Raw genomic sequence first — 21,333 nt, 5'->3', positions numbered from 1 at the left:
ATGACCGCGCACGTTCACCACAGCCATCATGGCGAGGCTCTCAACCAGGCCGCGCGCGACGCGATGACGCGCTCGGGCGAGCAGTGGACGACGATGCGCGAGGCGGTGTTCAGTGCGCTGGCCAGCTTCGACCGTCCGGCCTCGGCCTATGACATCGCCGACAAGGTCTCGGCGGACCAGGGCCGCCGCGTCGCCGCCAACAGCGTCTACCGCATCCTCGACCTGTTCGTCGGCGCCAACCTCGCCCGCAAGGTCGAGAGCGCCAACGCCTATATCGCCAACGACCATCCGGACTGCCTGCACGACTGCATCTTCCTGATCTGCGACAGCTGCGGAGCGACCCGGCATATCGACGACGACCGCCTGTCCGGCGGAGTCCGCGCCGCGGCCAAGGCCGCCGGCTTCGCACCCGAGCGCCCGGTCATCGAAGTCCGCGGCAAATGCGGCGAGTGCGAAGGGCAGTAATCTTCGTCTAGGCCGTATTGCAGGCGGCTCCCTATGTGTTTGGCGCCCAACTGCTCAGCCTGGGCTCATGCTTTCCTCATGACTTCCCACCGCGCCGCGCCTATGTCGGGGCCGCAAAAGGACCTGAGATGAGCGATCGCCCCAACACCCCGCTGCTCGACACCGTCGACACGCCCGCCCACCTGCGCAAGCTGAAGCCCGAGCAGCTCCGGCAGCTGTCGGACGAGCTTCGCGAGGAGATGATCTCCGCGGTCGGCGTGACTGGCGGTCATCTCGGCTCGGGGCTCGGCGTCGTCGAGCTCACCGTCGCCATCCATTATGTGTTCGAGACCCCGCGCGACCGACTGATCTGGGACGTCGGTCACCAATGCTACCCGCACAAGATCATCACCGGCCGCCGCGATCGGATCCGTACGCTGCGCACCGGCGGCGGGCTCAGCGGCTTCACCAAGCGGTCCGAGAGCGAATATGATCCGTTCGGCGCCGCCCACAGCTCGACCTCGATCTCGGCCGCTCTGGGCTTCGCCACCGCCAACAAGCTGAAGAACCAGCCCGGACGAGCCATCGCGGTGATCGGCGACGGCGCGATGTCGGCGGGCATGGCCTATGAGGCGATGAACAACGCCGAGGCCGCCGGCAACCGCCTCATCGTCATCCTCAACGACAATGACATGTCGATCGCTCCGCCGGTCGGCGGCCTGTCGGCCTATCTCGCCCGGGTCGTGTCCTCGAGCGAATATCTCGGTCTCCGCAACATCGCCAGGAAGATCGTCCGCCGAATCTCCAGCCGGCTGACCAGCGCGGCGTCCAAGGCCGAGGAATATGCCCGCGGCATGGCCACCGGCGGCACCCTCTTCGAGGAATTGGGCTTCTATTATGTCGGCCCGATCGACGGCCACAATCTCGACCATTTGATCCCGGTGCTCGAGAATGTCCGTGATACCGAGGAAGGGCCGATCCTCGTCCATGTCGTCACCAAGAAGGGCAAGGGCTACGCGCCCGCCGAGGCGGCGGCCGACAAATATCATGGCGTCCAGAAGTTCGACGTCATCACCGGCACCCAGGCCAAGGCGCCTCCGGGGCCGCCCGCCTATCAGAATGTGTTCGGCGAGACTCTGGCCAGGCTTGCCGACACCGACGACCGCATCGTCGCGATCACTGCGGCGATGCCGTCCGGCACCGGCGTCGACAAGTTCGCCAAGGCGCACCCGGACCGCGCCTTCGACGTCGGAATCGCGGAGCAGCATGCGGTGACCTTCGCCGCCGGCCTCGCCGCACAGGGCATGCGGCCCTTCTGCGCGATCTACTCGACCTTCCTCCAGCGTGCCTACGACCAGGTCGTCCACGACGTCGCCATCCAGAACCTGCCGGTCCGCTTCGCCATCGACCGCGCCGGCTTGGTCGGCGCCGACGGCGCGACCCATGCCGGCAGCTTCGACGTCACCTATCTCGCGACATTGCCCAATTTCGTGGTGATGGCCGCAGCCGACGAGGCCGAGCTGGTCCACATGACCTACACCGCCGCCGAGCATGACAGCGGCCCTATTGCGGTCCGCTATCCGCGCGGCAACGGCGTCGGCGTGCCGCTGCCCGAGGTTCCGCAGTTACTGGAGATCGGTAAGGGCCGCGTCGTTCGCGAGGGCAAGAAGGTCGCCATCCTCTCGCTCGGCACCCGTCTCGCTGAAGCGCTCAAGGCCGCCGACACGCTCGACGCCCGAGGCCTGTCGACCACCGTCGCGGACCTTCGTTTCGCCAAGCCGCTCGACGAGGAGCTCATCCGCCGCCTGCTCGCCACCCACGAGGTTGCGGTGACCATCGAGGAAGGCGCGATCGGCGGCCTCGGCGCCCACGTCCTCACCTTGGCAAGCGACGAGGGCCTGATCGACAGCGGCCTCAAGCTGCGCACCATGCGGCTGCCCGACACCTTCCAGGACCAGGACAAGCCCGAGAAGCAATATGACGAGGCCGGCCTCAACGCCGAGCATATCGTCGAGACGGCGCTGAAGGCGCTCCGCCACAACAGCGCCGGCGTCGTCGAGGGCGCGAGGGCCTAGTCGCTCGCGGCAGGGCTCGGCTGGCGATGGCGAAGACGCGCGCCGATCAGTTGCTGGTGGAGCGAGGACTCGCGGAGAGCCGGGCGCGGGCGCAGGCGCTCATCCTCGCCGGCACGGTGTTCTCGGGCGAGCGTAAGATCGACAAGGCCGGCCAGCCGCTCGCGAATGACGCGGTGCTGGAAGTGCGCGGCCGCGACCATCCCTGGGTGTCGCGCGGCGGCATCAAGCTCGCCCATGGCCTTGATCATTTCGGCTGGGACGTGACCGGCGCGGTCGCCCTCGATGTCGGCAGCTCGACCGGCGGCTTCACCGACGTTCTGCTGACCAGGGGAGCGGCGAAGGTCTATGCGGTCGACGTCGGCACCAACCAGCTCGCCTGGAAGCTGCGCCAGGACCCGCGGGTGATCGTCCACGAGCAGACCAACGCCCGCAATCTCACGCCGGAAATCATTCCCGAGCCGGTCGATATCGTGGTGTGCGACGCGAGCTTCATCGGCTTGTCGAAAGTGCTCGACAGGGCGCTCGACTTCGTCCGCCCCGGCGGCCGCCTCCTCGCGCTCGTCAAACCGCAGTTCGAGGCGGAGCGCGGCGAAGTGGGCAAGGGCGGGGTGGTCCGCGATCCCGCCGTTCACGAGCGGGTCGTGCAGTCGGCGAAGGGCTGGGTCGAGAGCCGCGGCTGGCGCGTCGAGGGCGTGACGCAGAGCCCGATCACCGGGCCTGAAGGAAATATCGAGTTCCTTCTTGGAGCCACTCGATCACTCTGACACAGAAATGCGACAATTCTGCCGGTTGCGAATGACAACGGGGTCGGTAAGGACGGTCGCGACGTCCGGTGGGGGCTCGGCGTCGCTGGGCAAATGGAAGTTGGATGCGGACCCCATCGAGCCTGATCATTGTCGCGCTTCTCGCGCTCACCGCCGCCTGCGACAATGCGGACGGCGAGGGTAAGGCCAAGGGCGAGCGTCCCGCGCCGGTGGTGCGCGTCGAGGCGGCGACTCCGGCGACCTTCACCGACGGCATCCAGGCCGTCGGCACCGCCGTCGCCAACGAGCAGGTCGTCGTCGCCGCGCCGGTCACCGAGCGCATCACCCGCCTCAATTTCGACGACGGCGCCTTCGTCCAGCGCGGCCAGGTCCTCGCCGTTCTCCAGCAGGCCGAGCAGACTGCCCAGCTGCGCGAGGTCCAGGCCCGCCAGCGCGAGGCGCAGCAGCAGCTGGAGCGGGTCGAGGCGCTCAAGAATCGCGGCTTCGCCACCCGCGCCGACTATGATTCCCGCGTCGCCGCCGCAGCCGCGGCGCGCGCCCAGGCGCAGCAGATGCAGGCGCAGATCGGCGAGCGCGTGATCCGCGCGCCTTTCTCCGGCTGGGTGTCGCTGCGCAACATCTCGGCCGGCGCAATCGTCAACCAGGGCACCGAGATCGCCACGATCAGCGACATCTCGACGATCAAGCTCGACTTTACCGTGCCCGAGACGATGCTCGCGTCGCTGCGCACCGGACTGCCGATCGAGGCGCGCTCCGCCGCCTATGGCGATCGCATCTTCCGCGGCACGATCGCGACGATCGATCCGGTCATCGATCCGGTCAGCCGCGCGGTTCGAGTCCGCGCCCTCATCCGCAACCCCGACCGCGCCCTGCGGCCCGGCATGGCGATGGAGGTGCAGGTCTCCGCCGCCGAGCGCAACGGCCTGTCGGTCCCAGAGCTTGCCGTAGTCGGCGAGGGCGAAGCCCGCTTCGTGTTCGTGCTCGGCGACGGCAATCGGGTCCGCCGCACCGCGGTCCGCACCGGCGTTCGTCAGGGCGGCCGAGTCGAGATCCTCGAGGGCCTCCGGCCGGGCGCCCGAGTTGTGACCGAGGGCGTCGTCAAGGTCTCGGACAATATGGTGGTTCGCCTGCCCGGCCAGGGCGGCGGGCGCCCGGCGCGGTAGCGGCATGACGATCTCCGACCTGTCGATCCGCCGGCCCGTCTTCGCGACGGTGGTGGCGCTGCTGGTCGGCATCATCGGCCTGGTCGGCTTCCTCAGTCTGTCCGTGCGCGAATATCCCGACGTCGATCCGCCGGTCGTCTCGGTCCAGACCGCCTATATCGGCGCCGCCGCCAGCGTCATCGAGACCCGGGTCACCCAGCCGATCGAGGAGCAGCTCGCCGGAATCGAGGGCCTTCAGACCATCACCTCGCGCTCCCGCGACGGCCAGAGCGACGTCACTCTGGAGTTCCAGCCCGGCCGCGAAATCGAATCCGCCGCCAACGACGTCCGCGACCGCATCGGCAGCGTCGCCGACAACCTCCCCGACGAGGCGCTCGCGCCCGAGGTGCGCAAGGTCGACGCCGACGCCTCGCCGATCATGTTCCTGGTCATGTCCAAGCCCGGCTGGTCGCAGCTCGAGCTGAGCGACTATGTCGACCGCAACCTCCTCGACCGCTTCACCTCGATCGACGGCGTCGCGCGGGTGTTCATCGGCGGCGAGGCCCGCCCCGCGATGCGCGTGTGGATGCAGCCCGACCGGCTCGCCGCCTACCGGCTGACTCCAACCGACGTCGAGAGCGCTCTCCGCAGCCAGAATGTCGAGCTTCCTGCCGGGCGCCTCGAATCCCAGCAGCAGAACACGACTCTGCGGGTGAACCGGGCGTTCAGGACCGCCCAGGACTTCGCCCAGCTGGTCGTCGGCCGCGCCCCAAGCGGCTATCTCGTCCGCCTCGGCGATGTCGCCCGCGTCGAGCAGGGCCCGGAGAATCCGTACAGCTCGTTCCGCCTCAACGGCAATCCGGCGGTCGGCCTTGGCATCGTGCGCCAGTCGGGCGCCAACACCCTGGCCGTAGCCGACGCGGTCAAGGCCCAGGTCGAGGAGCTTCGCGCCACTCTTCCGGAAGGGATGGAGATCACCGTCGGCTCCGACGAATCCCTGTTCATCAGCCGCGCCATCGACGGGGTGTGGACCACGCTTGCCGAGGCCGCGGTGCTGGTCGTTCTGGTCATCTTCCTGTTCCTCGGCAGCTGGCGCGCGACCCTGATCCCGGCCGTCACCGTGCCGCTGTGCATCCTCGCCTCGTTCGCGGTGCTGTGGTTGCTCGGCTTCTCGATCAACCTTCTCACCCTGCTCGCCTTGGTCCTGTCGATCGGCATCGTCGTCGACGACGCCATCGTCGTGCTGGAGAATGTCTATCACCGCATCGAGCAGGGCGATCCGCCGCTCAAGGCGGCGTTCGAAGGCACGCGCGAGGTCGGCTTCGCCGTCCTCACCACGACGATCGTGATCTGCGCGGTGTTCGTGCCGATCATGTTCATCGCCGGCCAGACCGGCCTGCTGTTCCGCGAGCTCGCCGCGGCGATGATCGGCGCCGTCGCCTTCTCGGGCTTCTTCGCCTTGAGCCTGACGCCGATGCTCTGCTCCAAGCTGCTCAAGCACCAGGAGCGCAAGGGCTTCACCGCCTGGGTCGACCGCCGTTTCCGAGCGCTCGAGCAGCGTTACGCTCGAGCGCTCGACTGGACCCTGCGCCGCCCGCTCGTCCCGGTGCTCGCCACCATCGCCTTCGTCGTCGGCGCCGGCCTGCTCTTCCCGCAGCTGCAATCGGAGCTCGCGCCGGCCGAGGACACCGGCGTCATGTCGCTCAGCGCCAGCGCCCCCGAAGGCACCGGCTATGATGAGATGAACCGCTACATGAGCGAGGTCGAGGGCCAGCTCCTGCCGCTGGTCGGCGAGGGGCCCGTGCGCTCGGTCATCATCCGTACGCCCGGCGGCTTCGGCGCCAGCGACGACTTCAACAGCGGCACCGCGATCGTGTTCCTGCAACCTTGGGAGGAGCGCGAAGCGAGCACCCAGGAGGTCGCCGCCGACGTCAACCGCCGGCTCGGCCAGGTCGCGGCGGTGCGCGGCAACGCCCAGCCGCGCTCGTCCCTGAGCCGCGGCCGCGGCCAGCCGATCAGCTTCGTCATCGCCGGCTCGACCTATGAGAGCCTCGCCATCGCGCGCGACCGCATCATTGCCGCCGCCAACGACAATCCGGGCATCATCAACCTCGACAGCGACTATAAGGAAACCAAGCCGCAGCTGAGGATCGACGTCGACACGACCCGCGCCGGCGATCTCGGGGTCTCCGTGCAGCAGGTCAGCGAGGCGCTTCAGAGCTTGCTCGGTTCGCGCCGCGTGTCGACCTATACCGATCGCGGCGAGGAATATCGCGTCATCGTCCAGGCCGAGCGCTCCGCCCGCTCGACCCAGGCCGACCTCGCCAACATCTATGTGCGGAGCAGCCAAGGCCAGCTTGTGCCGCTCTCCAACCTCGTCCGGGTGACCGAGAGCGCCGGCGCCCGCGACCTCGGCCGCTTCAACAAGCTTCGCGCTATCACCCTCTCCGGAGCGCTCGCCCCGGGCTATTCGCTGGGCGAGGCGCTCGATTATCTCGAGGCTGCAGCCGCCCAGTCGGAGGAGATCGCCGCCGTCGGCTATCGCGGCGAGAGCCAGGCGTTCCGCGAGAGCGGCGGCTCGGTCTATCTCGTCTTCCTGCTCACCATCGTGATCGTCTACCTGCTCCTCGCCGCCCAGTTCGAAAGCTTCGTCCATCCGGCGGTGATCATCATGACGGTGCCGCTCGCCATCGCCGGCGGAATCATCGGACTCGTTGTGATGGGCCAGACGATGAACCTCTTCAGTCAGGTCGGCCTGGTCATGCTCGTCGGCCTCGCCGCCAAGAACGGCATCCTCATCGTCGAGTTCGCCAACCAGCTGCGCGACCGCGGCCGCGGCATCGGCGACGCCATCCGCGAGGCCTCGGAGCGCCGCCTCCGCCCGATCCTGATGACCTCGATCGCCATCGTCGCCGGCGCGGTGCCGTTGATGATCGCGACAGGCGCCGGCGCCGGCGCCCGTTCGGCGATCGGCACGGTGATCGTGTGGGGCGTGTCGCTGTCGACGCTGATCACCCTGTTCCTGATCCCGCTGCTCTATTCGAAGCTCGCCCGCTTCACCGGCTCGCCGCTGGCGGTGACTCGCAAGCTGGAGGCCCAGCTGGCCGAGCCCAAGCCGCACCCCGCCGAGTGACGGCACAAGATCAAGGGGAGCGCGTTGACATGGTTCGTCTCTAAGGGGGCCCCGAAGCGCATGTCTTTCCCGCGTATCGCCTTGTTGACGGTCCCGGCGACGGTTCTGCTCGGCACGCTGTCCGGCATGCTGTCCAATTCCGGCAACGAGAATCCCTGGTTCCGAGCGCTCGAGATGCCGAGCTTCATGCCGCCTGGCTGGGCCTTCCCGGTCGCCTGGACGGCGCTCTACATCTGCCTCGGCCTGTCGCTCGCTCTGCTGATCGATGCGCGCGGCGCCCGGCGCCGCGGCGCCGCGATCGCGCTGTTCCTCGTCCAGCTCGCGGTCAACTACAGCTGGTCGCCTGCATTCTTCGGTCTCCACCAGGTCGAGATCGGTCTGGCGCTGATCGGCGCAATGATCCTCATGACCCTGGTCCTGATCCCGCTCGCAGGCCGGATCCGCCGGGTCGCGGCGCTGCTGCTGATCCCCTATCTCGGTTGGCTGTGCTTCGCCTTCGCGCTCAATTACCAGGTGATGGTCCTGAACCCGGACGCGTCTGAGGTTGCGTCAGCCGCCTCCAGCACCGATATCCCGCTCGACCAGCTTTCGAGAGGAGCTACACGTGCAGTCCGAAAACCGCTTCTTTGACGATCTCGTGCGCGTGATGAACGGCGCGGCGGGCACCGTCGCCGGCATGACTCGCGAGGCCCAGGCCGGTTTTTCCGAGCGGATGAAGGAATGGGTCGGCGGCATGGACTTCGTCAGCCGCGACGAGTTCGAGGCGGTGAAGGCGATGGCGATTGCCGCGCGCGAGGAGAATGAACAGCTGCGCGCCCGCCTCGACGCGCTCGAAGCGGCCAAGCCGAAGAAGGCCAAGCCCGATCTCGGCAAGCCTGCATAAGTTAGAGGCGGCTTAACTAATCCACAGAATTATCCCGCCAAGCCTTTGCCCCTGCTTGCGGATTGATTCGTCACCGGTAGATTCACGGTGGAACAAAGCAGGGGCAGGACCGGCTTTACATGAATATTGATGAATATGACGTCGAGCGCGACGCAAGCGCGCCGATCGACATGCTGGAACATTATTTCACCGCTCTTGGCTGGGCCTGCGAGCGCACCGGCGACGACGAGATCGTGTCGAGCTTCCAGGGCAGCTGGAGCCAGTATGAGCTTCGCGGCATCTGGCGCGACGAGGACCAGGTTCTCCAGTTCCTGGCGCTGCCCGACATCCGCGTCTCCGGCGAGAAGCGCGCCGCTGTCTACGAGACGATCGGGCTGATCAACGAGCAGCTGTGGCTCGGCCACTTTGAGCTCTGGTCGAGCTCGGGCCTGGTTCTGTTCCGCCACGCCGCTCTCCTGGAAGGCGACAATGGCGGCGCTCTGAGCCTCCAGCAGGCCGAGACCCTGGTCGAGGCGGCGATCGAGGAATGCGAGCGCTTCTACCCGGTCTTCCAGTTCGTCCTGTGGGCCGACAAGACTCCCCAGGAGGCCATCGCCGCCGCCCTCATCGAGACCCAGGGCGAAGCCTAGGTTAGTCCTCCCTGTCCGCGTAGCGGATGGGGAGGGGGACCACCCGAAGGGTGGTGGAGGGGCTTGGTGGGGCCGCGCAGAGCCCTCCACCGGCTTCGCCGGTCCCCATCCTCATCGCCTTCGGCGACAGGGAGAATTGAAATGGAACTCCCCGGCCCGTTCTGGCTGATCGGCTGCGGCAACATGGCCGGGGCGATGCTTCGCGGCTGGCTCGACGCCGGCATGGATCCGGCGCAGGTCACCGTCATCCGGCCCAGCGGCGCTCCCGTCGCCGACGGTGTCCGCGTGCTGACTCATCTCCCGCTCGACGAGCGCCCCGTGGTCACGATGCTTGGCGTGAAGCCGCAGATGCTCGACGACGTCGCGACGGATCTCGCGCCGGTCCTGGACGGTAGCGAGCTCCTCATCTCTATCCTCGCCGGCGTCGAGCAGGCCTCGCTTCGCGCCCGATTTCCCGGTCCGCGCACGATCGTGCGCGCCATGCCCAACACTCCGGTGGCGCTGCGCAAGGGCGCGACCTCGCTCCATGGCGAAGGCGGGGCAGGGGAGGATCGCGCTCTCGCCGAACGGCTGATGGCGACGCTCGGCCATGTCGAATGGATCGCCGACGAAGCGCTGTTCGACGTGGTCGCCGCGCTCACCGCGAGCGGGCCCGCCTTCGTGTTCCGCTTCATCGACGCGCTCGCTGCGGCGGCCTCCGGCCTCGGCCTGTCCGATGATCAGGCGCGCCGCCTCGCTCTCGCGACCGTTGAGGGGGCTTCGGCGCTCGCCGCGGCCTCGGACGAGAGCCCGCACCAGCTCGCCGAGCGCGTCGCCAGTCCCGGCGGCATGACCCGCAAGGGCCTCGACGTCCTTGACGCCGACGAGAGTCTCAACCGTCTCGTCCATACGACGCTTGAGGCCGCCGTCCGCCGCAGCCGCGAAATGGGCGAGGCCGCGCGCCGGAATTAGCGACCGAACTGTCCGACTCCGGGTCTCGCTAAACCCCTTCAAAACTTGACCTTGGCTCCCGCCGGGGCCAATCCGAACCCTTCGTGTCGCACCCGTCCCGATCGGACGCTCCGGAGCCCGGGAAATGTTCATGCTGGCTGACGCCCCTTCCTCCGCTTTCGCTTTCGAGCCGAGCGACAGCCCGATTCCCGCCGCCGAGCGCAGCCGCCAGCTCGCCAACCCCGGCTTCGGCCGAGTCTTCACCGACCATATGGCGCTGATCCGCTTCAGCCGTGACAAGGGCTGGCACGACGCCAGGATCACCGCGCGCCGCCCGCTGCAGATGGAGGCCGCCTCCTCGGTGCTCCACTATGCCCAGGAGATCTTCGAGGGCATGAAGGCCTATTCGCGCCCGGACGGGGGCGTCTCCCTGTTCCGGCCCGACGCCAATGCCCGCCGCTTCAACCAGTCTGCGCGCCGGATGGCGATGCCGGACCTGCCCGAGGAGCTGTTTCTCGAATCGATCCGCGCGCTCGTGCGCAGCGAGAAGGACTGGATTCCGGACGGCGACGAAGGCGCGCTCTACCTGCGCCCCTTCATGTTCTCTAGCGAGGTGTTCCTCGGCGTGAAGCCGGCCGACGAATATCTCTACGCGGTCATCGCGTCGTCCGTCGGCCCCTATTTCAGGGGCGAGGCGCCGGCCATCTCGCTGTGGGTGACTCGCGATTACATCCGCGCGGCGCCCGGCGGTACCGGCGCCGCCAAGTGCGGCGGCAATTATGCCGCCAGCCTCGTCGCCCAGGCCGAGGCGATCCGCAACGGCTGCGACCAAGTCGTTTTCCTCGACGCGATCGAGCGGCGCTGGATCGAGGAATTGGGCGGAATGAACATCTTCTTCGTGTTCGACGACGGCTCGCTCCAGACCCCGCCCCTCGGTGGCACCATCCTTGCCGGAATCACCCGCGATTCGATCATCCGGCTCGCTCGCGACATGGGCGTGACGGTGCGCGAGGAGCCCTATTCGATCGAGCAGTGGCAGGCGGATGCGACAAGCGGCCGGCTCACCGAGGCCTTCGCTTGCGGCACTGCGGCCGTTGTGACCGCGATCGGCAGCGTGCGCGGCGCCGACGGCGGCTTCACCATCGGCGGCCAGTCGACCGGACCGCTCACTCAGCGCCTGCGCAATGCCCTGGTCGACATCCAGCGCGGCCGCGCCCCCGATCCCCACGGCTGGGTCGAGCAGGTCGCCTGATCCCATGACTTTCTCTTCTGCCGATGAGGCGCGTCGCCTGTTCGACCGCCTCGGCATCGCCGCGCCCGCCGAGGGCGATCTTGCCTCGCGCTCGCCGATCGACGGCCGGGAGATCGGCCGCGTCGCCACCAGCGATGTCGCCGCCGTCTCCGAAGCGATCGGCCGTGCCCACGACGCCTTCCTCGCCTGGCGAAGCGTCCCGCCGCCGCGGCGCGGCGAGCTCGTGCGCCTGTTCGGCGAGGAGCTTCGTGCGAACAAGGAACCGCTCGGCCGCCTCGTCAGCGTCGAGGCCGGCAAGATCCTCCCCGAGGGCCTCGGTGAGGTCCAGGAGATGATCGACATTTGCGACTTCGCGGTCGGCCTGTCGCGCCAGCTCTACGGTCTCACCATCGCCACCGAGCGGCCCAACCACCGCATGATGGAGACCTGGCATCCGCTCGGGGTCGTCGGGATTATCAGCGCGTTCAACTTCCCGGTCGCGGTATGGGCGTGGAACGCCTGCCTCGCCCTGGTCTGCGGCGACAGCAGTGTCTGGAAGCCCTCCGAGAAGACGCCGCTCACCGCCGTAGCGGTCGGCGCCCTTTTCGCCCGCGCCGCAGCGCGCTTCGGCGATGCGCCCGCCGGCCTTGTCGAGATCGTTCAGGGCGGCCGCGAAGTAGGCGAGGCGCTGGTCGAAGATCCCCGCGTCGCCCTGGTCTCCGCGACCGGCTCGACGCGAATGGGCCGCGAGGTCGGCCCGCGCGTCGCCGCCCGCTTCGGCCGCTCGCTGCTCGAACTCGGCGGCAACAACGCGATGATCGTCGGCCCCTCGGCCGATCTCGACCTCGCCGAGCGCGCCATCACCTTCGCCGCGGTCGGCACCGCCGGCCAGCGCTGCACGACGCTGCGCCGCCTGTTCGTCCACGACAGCGTCTACGACGCGCTCGTGCCGCGCCTGGTCGACATCTGGGGCCAGGTGAGGGTCGACAACCCGCTCGAGGACGGCACCCTGGTCGGCCCGCTGATCGACGGCGAGTCGCTCGCTGCGATGCAGCGCGCGCTCGAGGCGGAGCGTATGGTAGGCACCGTCCATGGCGGCGAGCGTCTTCACGGTCAGGATTTCCCGGATGCCTGGTACGTGCGCCCCGCCTTGGTCGAGATGCGCGAGCAGTCGGAGATCATGCTCCGCGAGACCTTCGCCCCGATCCTCTACGTCCTCCGCTACTCGGATCTCGACGAAGCGATCGCGCTTCACAACGCGGCCGCTCACGGCCTCTCGTCCTCCATCTTCACCACCGACCTGCGCGAGGCCGAGCGCTTCATGTCCGCGGCCGGCTCCGACTGCGGTATCGTCAACGTCAATATCGGCCCGTCGGGCGCCGAGATCGGCGGCGCTTTCGGCGGCGAGAAAGAGACCGGCGGCGGCCGCGAGAGCGGTTCGGACAGCTGGCGCGCCTACATGCGCCGCGCCACCAACACGATCAATTACGGCCGCGACCTGCCGCTCGCTCAAGGGATCGACTTCCAGATCGGCAAACCCGGCGCTTGAGGCGCGGCGCAAGGCCGCTATAAGGCCCGCCTTCCGGCTTCTTCGAGGTCGCGGTTGCGTCGCAACCGCTCGTGCTGCTGGGGCGTCGCCAAGTGGTAAGGCACCGGTTTTTGGTACCGGCATTCGCAGGTTCGAATCCTGCCGCCCCAGCCAGGCAGCGTTGCGATTATCGCAACAGCTCGCTGCGCCCGGGTCCACTCCCGTCGCCGCCGCCGTTCGCCTACATCGGTGCCAACGAGGCGCGGCCTTCAGCAGCGCCGATGGGAGACGACCGATGATCGAAGTCCGTCCGTTCGACAGCCTTGGCGGCGCCAATCATGGCTGGCTCGACGCCAAGCACCATTTCTCCTTCGCCGACTATCACGACCCGTCGCGCGTCCACTGGGGCTCGCTGCGGGTGTGGAACGACGACGTCATCGCGCCGCGCTCGGGCTTTCCGCCTCATCCGCACCGCGACATGGAGATCATCACCTATGTCCGCGAAGGCGCGATCACGCACGAGGACAGCCTCGGCAACAAGGGCCGCACCGAGGCAGGCGACGTCCAGGTGATGTCCGCCGGCACCGGCATCCGCCACGCCGAATATAATGTGGAGGATGAGGCGACGACCCTGTTCCAGATCTGGATCATCCCGGATCAGGCGGGCGGCGAGCCGCAATGGGGCAGCAAGCTGTTCCCCAAGGACGATCGCCACGGCGCCTTCGTCACCCTCGCGAGCGGGCTTCCCGGCGATGACGGCGCCTTGCCGATCCGCACGTCGGCGCGGGTTGCCGGCGCCACGGTCCGCGCCGGCGAGACGGTGACCTACAGGCTCGGCGAAGGCCGCCACGCTTACCTCGTGCCCGCCACCGGAGCGGTCGAGGTCAACGGGGTCGCCGCAAATGCCCGCGACGGCGTCGCCATCAAGGACGTCGCCGAGATCGCCATCACCGCTCGCGAGGACAGCGAGCTGGTCTTGGTCGACGCGGCCTGACCTTCACTCCCCTCCACGCCTTCGAGGAGGCGTGGAGGGTGGTCCCTATTGTCCCTGCAGCCTCTGCAGGCTGGTAATGGCCTGCTCGGCGCCGGACTGGGGCACGATCTCGCCGGTGCGGTCGGTGATCTGGTCCCACATCCGCGAGACCGCCTCCGGCGTGCGGTCGTCCTCGGGCAGGGCGACGCCGCGGGTCAGGGTAACGTAGGCGGCCTGGACGACGCCCGCGCCGGCGCCGACGATGGCGTTGGTGGGGGCATCCTCGCCGACCAGGAACAGCGCCGCGGGCGCGACCAGCTCGGGCTTGAACAGGCCGAGCAAGTCGGCCGGAAAGATGTCCTCGGTCATCCGCGTCGCCGCGGTCGGCGCGATGGTGTTGACCCGGACATTGTACCTGGCGCCTTCGAGGCTCAGCGTCTTGGCGAGACCGACGAGGCCCATTTTGGCCGCGCCGTAATTAGCCTGGCCGAAATTGCCGTAAAGGCCGGTCGACGAGGCGGTCATCAGGATGCGGCCATAGGCCTGGTCGCGCATCAGCGCCCACACCGCCCGGGTGCAGATGGCCGAGCCGCCCAAGTGGACGTCCACGACCGCCCGGAAGTCCGCCATGTCCATCTTGGCAAAGCTTTTGTCGCGCAGGATTCCGGCGTTGTTGATGAGGATATGGACCGAGCCGAAGGCCTCGCGGGCCTCGGCGACCATCGCTTCGACCTGCGCCTCGTCGGTGACGCTGGCGCCATTGGCGATCGCGCTGCCGCCCGCGGCGCGGATCTCCTCCACGACCGCTGCCGCGGCATCGCTCTCGCCGGAGCCGTCGCGGGCGCCGCCGAGGTCGTTGACCACCACCCTGGCGCCGCGCCGGGCGAGCTCGAGCGCATAAGCGCGGCCGAGGCCGCCACCGGCACCGGTGACGATCGCCACGCGCCCTTCGAAACTGATTGCCACTCGACCCCCCTTTGACCGTCATCCCCGCGAAAGCGGGGATCCAGCTTTCTTCTTCAGCTTCTCAGCAAAGGGAAGCTGGATTCCCGCTTCCGCGGGAATGACGGGAGGGTTGGTCAACCCTTAGTTGGGGCTGCGGCCGCGCTCGTAGGTCTGGGTGCAGCGGTCGGTCTGGCCGCGCGTGCAGGGCGGATAGGTCGCCGTCGCAGGACGGGTCTGGAAGACCTGGGCCTGGTTCGGCGAGACGACGATGGGGCCGGCGCCGGTCGGGATCGGCTGGTTGGCGCCAGCGGGGACGTTGGCAGTCTCGGAAACGACCGGGATGCCGCGCGCGTCGCGCTCCTGGGCGATCGCGGTGCCGCCGACCATCAGGGCCGCGGCGACGAACAAGAGCTTCATTCTCATGCCTCCTCGAACATGTGGCGCGCGGATGAACTCGGGGGAGGGCGCGCCGACGCTTACACAGGCCGGGACAATTCTACCGGCACCGCAACGAACGCAGCGGGAGCAAATTGTTCCCTGAAGAGCTGATTCAGATCAGGCGGCGCCTTCGGCATCCAGCGCGTAGCCGGCCGAGCGCACGGTGCGGATGATGTCGGTGCGCCCGCCGTCGTTGATCGCCTTGCGGAGGCGGCGGATGTGGACGTCGACGGTGCGCAGCTCGATGTCGCTGTCATGGCCCCAGACGTTGTCGAGCAACCGCTCGCGCGAGAACACCCGGCCGGGATGTTCGAGGAAATGCTTCAAGAGCCGGAACTCGGTCGGCCCGAGCGGCACCGTCTCGCCGCCGCGTTTCACCTTGTGGGCGACGATGTCCATCTCGATGTCGGCGTAGCTCAATTGCTCGCCGGCCAAAGCTGGCCGCACCCGGCGCAGCACGGCGCCGACCCGGGCGAGGAGCTCGCGCGGGCTGAACGGCTTGGTGACGTAATCGTCGGCGCCGGTCTCGAGGCCGCGGATGCGGTCGGCCTCCTCGCCGCGCGCGGTGAGCATGATGATCGGCACGTTGGCCGCCTCTGGCAAACGGCGAAGCCGGCGGCACAGCTCGATCCCGCTAATTCCTTCGACCATCCAGTCGAGCAGGACCAGGTCGGGCACGCGCTCGCGCACCATCATCAGCGCTTCCTCGCCGTCCGGAGTCGTCTCGACCTCGAACTCCTCGCGCTCCAGATGGTAGGTGAGGAGCTCGACGAGCGCCCGGTCGTCCTCCACGAGGAGGACGCGGCCCCTGCTAGTCATCCTGGTCGTCCGCGATCCCGAGCGGGTCGACTCCGCGCGGGCGCTCGCCCATCCGCTCGCCGGTCGCGGCGAAATAGACCATCTCGGCGATGTTGGTCGTGTGGTCGCCGATCCGCTCGAGGTTCTTGGCGACGAACAGCAGGTGCGTGGCCGCGGTGATGTTGCCCGAATCCTCCATCATGAAGGTGAGCAGCGCGCGGAAGATCGAATTGTAGAAATCGTCGACCGCGCGGTCGCGCTCGCACACCTCGATCGCCTTCTGCGCGTCGCGGGCGGCGAAGGCGTCGAGCACGTTCTTGACCATCTCCCCGACGATCCGGCCCATTTCGGGGAGGAGCGACAGGGGCTCGATCTTGGAGCCTTCGAGCCGGCCCGCGCGCTTGGCGATGTTGCGCGCATAGTCGCCGATCCGCTCAACCGCGCCGGCGATCTTGAGCGCGGCGATGACCTCGCGCAGATCGTCGGCCATAGGCGCGCGAAGCGCGATGACGTTGACCACGGCGCGCTCGACCTCGGCCTCGATCTCGTCGATCCGCTCGTCGCGGGCGATGATCGCCGCCGCGGCTTCGGTGTCGCGCCGGACCAGCGCCTGGATGGAGTCGCGGATCGCGGCCTCGGCGAGCCCGCCCATCTCCGCGATGCTGGCGCGCAGCTGGTCGAGATCTTCGTCGAACGCTTTGACGGTATGTCCGGTAGCCATGTCGAGCTCCTAAGGCCGCGGTTACCCGTAGCGGCCGGTGATATAGTCCTTGGTCCGCGTCTCGCGCGGATTGGTGAAGATGTCCGAGGTCGTGCCGTACTCGACGAGATTGCCGAGGTGGAAAAAGGCCGTCCGCTGCGAGACGCGCGCGGCCTGCTGCATGTTGTGAGTGACGATGACGATCGCATAGCGGCCGCGAAGCTCGTGGATCAGCTCCTCGATGCGCGCGGTGGCGATCGGGTCGAGCGCCGAGCACGGCTCGTCCATCAGGATCACCTCCGGATCGACCGCGATAGCGCGGGCGATGCACAGGCGCTGCTGCTGGCCGCCCGACAGCGCGGTGCCGCTCTCGGTCAGGCGGTCCTTCACTTCGTCCCATAGGCCGGCGCGCTTCAGCGAGCGCTCGACAATGACGTCCATGTCGGCCTTGCCGGCGGCGAGGCCGTGGATGCGCGGGCCGTAGGCGACATTCTCGTAGATCGACTTTGGGAAGGGGTTGGGCTTCTGGAATACCATGCCGACGCGGGCGCGCAGCTGCACGACGTCCATGTCGGGGGAGTAGATGTCCTCGCCGTCCAGCTCGATCCGCCCCTCGACGCGCGCCGACGGGATGGTGTCGTTCATGCGGTTGAGGGTGCGCAGGAAGGTCGACTTGCCGCAGCCCGACGGGCCGATGAAGGCGGTGACGTTCTCCTGCGTCACCTCGATCGACACGGAGTCGATCGCCTTCTTCGAGCCGTAGAAGACGCTGACGTCGCGCGCAGTGATCTTGGGCGTCTCCGCCGCGGCGGGAGCCGGCGCAGGTGCGGCGACGGTCGGCGCGGGGACGGTTGCGGTTGCGGTATCGGTCATAAGGGTCACCAGCGCCGTTCGAACTTGTTGCGGAGGTAGATGGCGATCGCGTTCATCGCGAGCAGGAAGACGAGCAGGACAATGATCGCCGCCGAGGTCTTCTCGACGAAGCCGCGCTCGACCTCGTCAGACCACAGGAAGATCTGCACCGGCAGGACCGAGGCCGGGTCGGTGAAGCCGCCCGGCGGGGTCGCGACGAAGGCGCGCATGCCGATCATCAGCAGCGGCGCGGTCTCGCCGAGCGCGCGGGCCATGCCGATGATCGTGCCGGTGAGGATGCCGGGCAAAGCGAGCGGCAGGACGTGGTGAAACACCACCTGGATCCGGCTCGCGCCGACGCCGAGCGCGGCGTCGCGGATCGACGGCGGCACCGCCTTGATCGCGTTGCGCGCCGAGATGACGATCACCGGCATGGTCATAAGCGCCAGCGTGAGGCCGCCGACGATCGGCGCCGAGCGCGGCAGGTGCATGAAGTTGAGGAAGATGGCGAGGCCGAGCAGGCCGAAGATGATCGACGGCACAGCGGCGAGGTTGTTGATCGAGACCTCGATCATGTCGGTCCAGCGGTTCCGCGGCGCATATTCCTCGAGATAGACGGCCGACAGCACCCCGATCGGGAAGGCGAGGGCGAGAGTCACCAGCATGGTCAGGAGCGAGCCCTTGAACGCGCCCCAGATGCCGACGACCGTCGGGTCGGTCGCGTCGGACCCGGTCAGGAAGGTCCAGTTGATGCCGGTGCGCAGGGCATCCTGTGCCGCGAGCTGGTCGTGGAGCGCGCGGATCTGCTCGTTGCCCTGTCCCTTGGCGGCCTGGTCGAGCGCGCTCGAGGCGGGCAGCCACAAGGTGGCGCGGCGGCTGAGCAAGGCGGGATCGTCGAGCAGCGCGTCGCGCAGGGCGAGGCGGGCGGCGCCCGAGAAAAGGGTGGCGCCCTGGGGGCCATATTGGGCCTGGGCGGCCCGCCCGATGACGCTGTCGAAATCGACCGAAGCGAGCGCCGCCTGCGGATTGGGGCCGCGCAGGCTCGCCTCGCTGACCATCAGTCCGCTGGCCGGGAAGTCGACGTCGAGTTTCAGCTCCGTGGCGGTGAAGCCGCGGATCCCGTTGCCCATCATGATGACGAGCAGGAGCGCCAGGAATCCGGCCGACAGCACCACCGCGCTGAGGCCGAGCAGCTTGAAGCGGCGCTCGGCGGCGTAGCGGCGGCGGATGCGCGTCTGCATCGCCTCGCCGGACCAGTCTGTTGGCGCGCGCACGGCGCCGGCGGCGTCACTCATAAGCTTCCCGATATTTCTTCACCACGCGCAGGGCGATGATGTTGAGCGCCAGAGTAACCAGGAACAGCACCAGGCCGAGCGCGAACGCGGCAAGGGTCTTGGGACTGTCGAACTCCTGATCGCCGGTGAGCAGCTGGACGATCTGGGTGGTCACCGTGGTGACGCTTTCGAACGGGTTCGCGGTGAGGTTGGCGGCGAGGCCGGCGGCCATCACCACGATCATCGTCTCGCCGATCGCGCGGCTGACCGCGAGCAGGACCCCGCCGACGACGCCCGGGAGCGCGGCGGGGACGAGCACCTTCTTGATCGTCTCGGATTTGGTCGCGCCCATCGCGAGCGAGCCGTCGCGCATCGCTTGCGGAACGGCGGCGATGCTGTCGTCTGCCATCGACGACACGAACGGGATGATCATGATGCCCATGACAAGCCCGGCGGCGAGCGCCGACTCGGTCGAGCTCGGAATCCCGACCATCGTCGCGAAGTCGCGGATGGCGGGGGCGACCGTGAGAGCGGCGAAATAGCCGTACACCACGGTCGGCACGCCGGCGAGGATCTCGAGGATCGGCTTCATCCAGCTGCGCACCGACGGCGCCGCATATTGAGTGAGGTAGATCGCGCTCATCAGCCCGAGCGGGATTGCGACGATCATGGCGATGATCGCGCCGATGAAGATGGTGCCCCAGAACAACGGCACGGCGCCGAACGCTCCGGACGAGCCGGCCTGGTCGGCGCGGATCGCGATCTGCGGGCTCCAGTTCAACCCGAACAGGAACTCGACCGGCGAGACCATGCCGAAGAAGCGGATCGATTCGAAGAGAAGCGAGACGATGATCCCGAGCGTGGTGATGATCGCGATCAGCGAGGCGAGGAGAAGAAGCGCCATGACCGAGCGCTCGACCCGGGTCCGCGCCCGGAACTTGGGCGACACCCGGCTGAACGCGAACGCACCGCCGGCGAAGGCTGCGAGCGCGGCAACGGCGAGGCCGATCCACCAGTAGAAGGAGATCGCCCGCTCGTAGACCGGGGCGAGCGCGCGCGCCTGCGGATTGAACGCGGTGGTCGAGGCGCCGGTGGCGAGGCGGTAGGCCTCGCCAAGGATCGCCTGGCGCTGCATTCCGAACGCCGGCAGGCGCTGCGCCTCCGGGCTCGCGATCACGTCGGAATAGACGAGACCGCCGGAGACGTTGCTCCACACCGCGATAAACAGAAGCGCCGGGACGACCGTCCACAAAGCGACGTACCAGCCGTGCTGGCCGGGCAGCGAGTGTGGGCGCGGCTTGCCGGGGGCCGCGAAGGCCGACGCACGCGCCCGCCCAGCGAGCCAGGCGACGATGCCGAGGCCGACAATCAGCAGTGCGATGGCCGAAACTGCCACGTTACCTCTTCACTCGAACAAACGACGACCGCTCATGCCGGATGTGCCCGGCATGAGCGGAAGTCCAACTTTCCCGCCGCTTACTGAAGCGCGGCGGCGGTGATCGGCTGCGGGTTCTGAACCGCCTGCAGCGCCGCCTGCCGCTCCGCGTCGGGAAGCGGAATCATGCCGCGCTGTACAAGATAGCCGCCGGGATTCCAGGCCTGAGAATAAGCATTGAGGAATTCACGCAGACCGGGGATCGCCTGAAGGTGCTCGCCCTTCACGTAGATGTAGAGGCGGCGGGCGCCCGGATAGGTGAAGTTCTGGATGGTCTCCGACGTCGGCGCGATGCCGGCGAGCGGGATGCCGCGGACGCGCTCGCGGTTCGCCTCAAGGAACGAATAGCCGAGAACTCCGACGGTGCCCGGATTCTCGGAGACGCGCTGGACGAGCAGGTTATCGTTCTCGCCGGCCTCGATATAGGCGCCGTCCTCGCGGATCTGGGTGCATACGGTCTTGTGGCGGTCGGAGTCGGACTCCTTGAGCGCTTCCATGGCCGGATCGGTGTTGCAGCCCTTGTCGAGGATCAGCTCGGCAAAGCTGTCGCGCGTGCCCGAGGTGGGCGGCGGGCCGTAGACGCGGATCGGGATGTTGGGCAGCGACGGGTTGACGTCGCTCCAGTTGCGCGCGGTCTGCGGGCGCCCGAACGGATTGGCGGCGAGCGCCGCATAGACGTCGCGCGCGGTCAGCTGGAATTGCGGGCCGTTGTTCGATTCGATGAGCGCGAGCCCGTCGATTCCGACCGGAACCTCGATGACTTGGCTAACGCCGTTGCGGTTGCACAGCTCGATCTCGCTCGCCTTGATGCGGCGCGAGGCGTTGACGATGTCGGGATGCTGCGGGCCGACTCCGGCGCAGAACAGGTTGATGCCGCCGCCGGTGCCGGTCGATTCGACGATGGGCGCGGCGAAGCCGGCCCCGGACTGGCCGAAGCGCTCGGCGACGGCCTGGGTGAACGGATAGACGGTCGACGAGCCGACCACTCGGATCTGGTTGCGGCTGCCGCCGGCCTCACCGCCGCCGGTCGCGCCCTCACCGCAGCCGGCGAGCGCGATGCCCGCCGCCGCGAGCGTGATGAACAGTCTCTTCATTGGGTCCCTCCGTGGGAGTGTAAAGCCGAGTCTGATCGCGGGCCTAACGCCGGTCCGCGTGCTTC

20 protein-coding genes and 1 tRNA gene are annotated in these 21,333 nt (G+C 68.2%); 13 read left to right on the top strand and 8 right to left on the bottom strand.

The genetic code is table 11. The features are described 5' to 3' along the window. The 13 genes from G7B71_RS02470 to G7B71_RS02410 all read left to right on the top strand — a co-directional run bounded on the left by G7B71_RS02470 (position 1) and on the right by G7B71_RS02410 (position 13,753). Complete coding sequence (locus G7B71_RS02470) at positions 1-465, top strand: transcriptional repressor (protein WP_166037533.1); 465 nt, start codon at positions 1-3, stop codon at positions 463-465. A gap of 128 nt (positions 466-593) precedes the next feature. Beyond that, positions 594-2,519: a 1-deoxy-D-xylulose-5-phosphate synthase gene (gene dxs, locus G7B71_RS02465; protein WP_166037531.1), complete on the top strand. Its 1,926-nt coding sequence runs from the start codon at positions 594-596 to the stop codon at positions 2,517-2,519. A 26-nt stretch (positions 2,520-2,545) separates the two neighbouring features. After that, complete coding sequence (locus G7B71_RS02460) at positions 2,546-3,283, top strand: TlyA family RNA methyltransferase (protein ID WP_166037529.1); 738 nt, start codon at positions 2,546-2,548, stop codon at positions 3,281-3,283. Between the two features lie 104 nt (positions 3,284-3,387). Further along, entirely contained in the window at positions 3,388-4,446 is a 1,059-nt protein-coding gene (locus G7B71_RS02455) for an efflux RND transporter periplasmic adaptor subunit (protein WP_166037527.1), read from the top strand. Between the two features lie 4 nt (positions 4,447-4,450). Then, on the top strand, positions 4,451-7,558 hold the full coding sequence (locus G7B71_RS02450; protein WP_166037525.1) for an efflux RND transporter permease subunit: 3,108 nt from the start codon (positions 4,451-4,453) through the stop codon (positions 7,556-7,558). A 60-nt stretch (positions 7,559-7,618) separates the two neighbouring features. Further along, a complete protein-coding gene (locus tag G7B71_RS02445) occupies positions 7,619-8,188 on the top strand; it encodes a TspO/MBR family protein (protein WP_166037522.1) in 570 nt (189 codons plus the stop codon). Further along, the gene (locus G7B71_RS02440; protein ID WP_166037520.1) at positions 8,163-8,441 is read left to right on the top strand and encodes an accessory factor UbiK family protein; all 279 of its coding nucleotides are present in this window, start codon (positions 8,163-8,165) and stop codon (positions 8,439-8,441) included. Before G7B71_RS02445 ends, G7B71_RS02440 begins: the two co-directional genes overlap by 26 nt. Before the next feature lie 119 nt (positions 8,442-8,560). After that, positions 8,561-9,070 carry a YbjN domain-containing protein gene (locus tag G7B71_RS02435; protein WP_166037518.1) on the top strand — a complete coding sequence of 170 codons (510 nt, stop codon included), beginning with the start codon at positions 8,561-8,563 and terminating at the stop codon, positions 9,068-9,070. Between the two features lie 141 nt (positions 9,071-9,211). Then, a complete protein-coding gene (gene proC, locus G7B71_RS02430; protein WP_166037516.1) occupies positions 9,212-10,021 on the top strand; it encodes a pyrroline-5-carboxylate reductase in 810 nt (269 codons plus the stop codon). Between the two features lie 124 nt (positions 10,022-10,145). Beyond that, positions 10,146-11,252, top strand: a complete 1,107-nt coding sequence (locus G7B71_RS02425) for a branched-chain amino acid aminotransferase (protein ID WP_166037514.1) — start codon at positions 10,146-10,148, stop codon at positions 11,250-11,252. Positions 11,253-11,256: 4 nt separating this feature from the next. Next, the gene (locus G7B71_RS02420) at positions 11,257-12,780 is read left to right on the top strand and encodes an aldehyde dehydrogenase family protein (RefSeq protein ID WP_166037512.1); all 1,524 of its coding nucleotides are present in this window, start codon (positions 11,257-11,259) and stop codon (positions 12,778-12,780) included. 78 nt (positions 12,781-12,858) lie between these two features. Beyond that, a tRNA-Gln gene (locus G7B71_RS02415) sits at positions 12,859-12,933 on the top strand. Between the two features lie 121 nt (positions 12,934-13,054). After that, positions 13,055-13,753, top strand: a complete 699-nt coding sequence (locus G7B71_RS02410) for a pirin family protein (protein WP_166037509.1) — start codon at positions 13,055-13,057, stop codon at positions 13,751-13,753. A gap of 45 nt (positions 13,754-13,798) precedes the next feature. Here G7B71_RS02410 and G7B71_RS02405 read toward each other — a convergent pair whose 3' ends face one another. The 8 genes from G7B71_RS02405 to G7B71_RS02370 all read right to left on the bottom strand — a co-directional run bounded on the left by G7B71_RS02405 (position 13,799) and on the right by G7B71_RS02370 (position 21,268). Then, positions 13,799-14,698: an SDR family NAD(P)-dependent oxidoreductase gene (locus tag G7B71_RS02405; RefSeq protein ID WP_166037507.1), complete on the bottom strand. Its 900-nt coding sequence runs from the start codon at positions 14,696-14,698 to the stop codon at positions 13,799-13,801. A gap of 120 nt (positions 14,699-14,818) precedes the next feature. After that, complete coding sequence (locus G7B71_RS02400) at positions 14,819-15,094, bottom strand: hypothetical protein (protein ID WP_166037505.1); 276 nt, start codon at positions 15,092-15,094, stop codon at positions 14,819-14,821. A gap of 138 nt (positions 15,095-15,232) precedes the next feature. Beyond that, positions 15,233-15,934, bottom strand: coding sequence for a phosphate regulon transcriptional regulator PhoB (phoB, locus tag G7B71_RS02395; protein WP_166037503.1), 702 nt, complete (start codon positions 15,932-15,934; stop codon positions 15,233-15,235). Next, entirely contained in the window at positions 15,927-16,634 is a 708-nt protein-coding gene (gene phoU, locus G7B71_RS02390; protein WP_166037500.1) for a phosphate signaling complex protein PhoU, read from the bottom strand. The genes phoB and phoU overlap by 8 nt, the downstream gene beginning before the upstream one ends. 21 nt (positions 16,635-16,655) lie before the next feature. Next, positions 16,656-17,486, bottom strand: coding sequence for a phosphate ABC transporter ATP-binding protein PstB (pstB, locus tag G7B71_RS02385; RefSeq protein WP_166037498.1), 831 nt, complete (start codon positions 17,484-17,486; stop codon positions 16,656-16,658). Between the two features lie 5 nt (positions 17,487-17,491). Beyond that, on the bottom strand, positions 17,492-18,760 hold the full coding sequence (gene pstA, locus G7B71_RS02380) for a phosphate ABC transporter permease PstA (protein WP_166037496.1): 1,269 nt from the start codon (positions 18,758-18,760) through the stop codon (positions 17,492-17,494). Further along, positions 18,753-20,135, bottom strand: coding sequence for a phosphate ABC transporter permease subunit PstC (gene pstC, locus G7B71_RS02375; protein WP_166037495.1), 1,383 nt, complete (start codon positions 20,133-20,135; stop codon positions 18,753-18,755). The genes pstA and pstC overlap by 8 nt, the downstream gene beginning before the upstream one ends. Before the next feature lie 80 nt (positions 20,136-20,215). After that, on the bottom strand, positions 20,216-21,268 hold the full coding sequence (locus G7B71_RS02370) for a substrate-binding domain-containing protein (protein WP_166037493.1): 1,053 nt from the start codon (positions 21,266-21,268) through the stop codon (positions 20,216-20,218). Between the last annotated feature and the right edge of the window lie 65 nt (positions 21,269-21,333).

Source organism: Sphingosinicella sp. YJ22, from assembly GCF_011320075.1.
Taxonomy (GTDB): domain Bacteria; phylum Pseudomonadota; class Alphaproteobacteria; order Sphingomonadales; family Sphingomonadaceae; genus Allosphingosinicella.
Note: the sequence above shows the minus strand (reverse complement) of the source record. Positions and strands in the feature narration are given on the sequence as shown.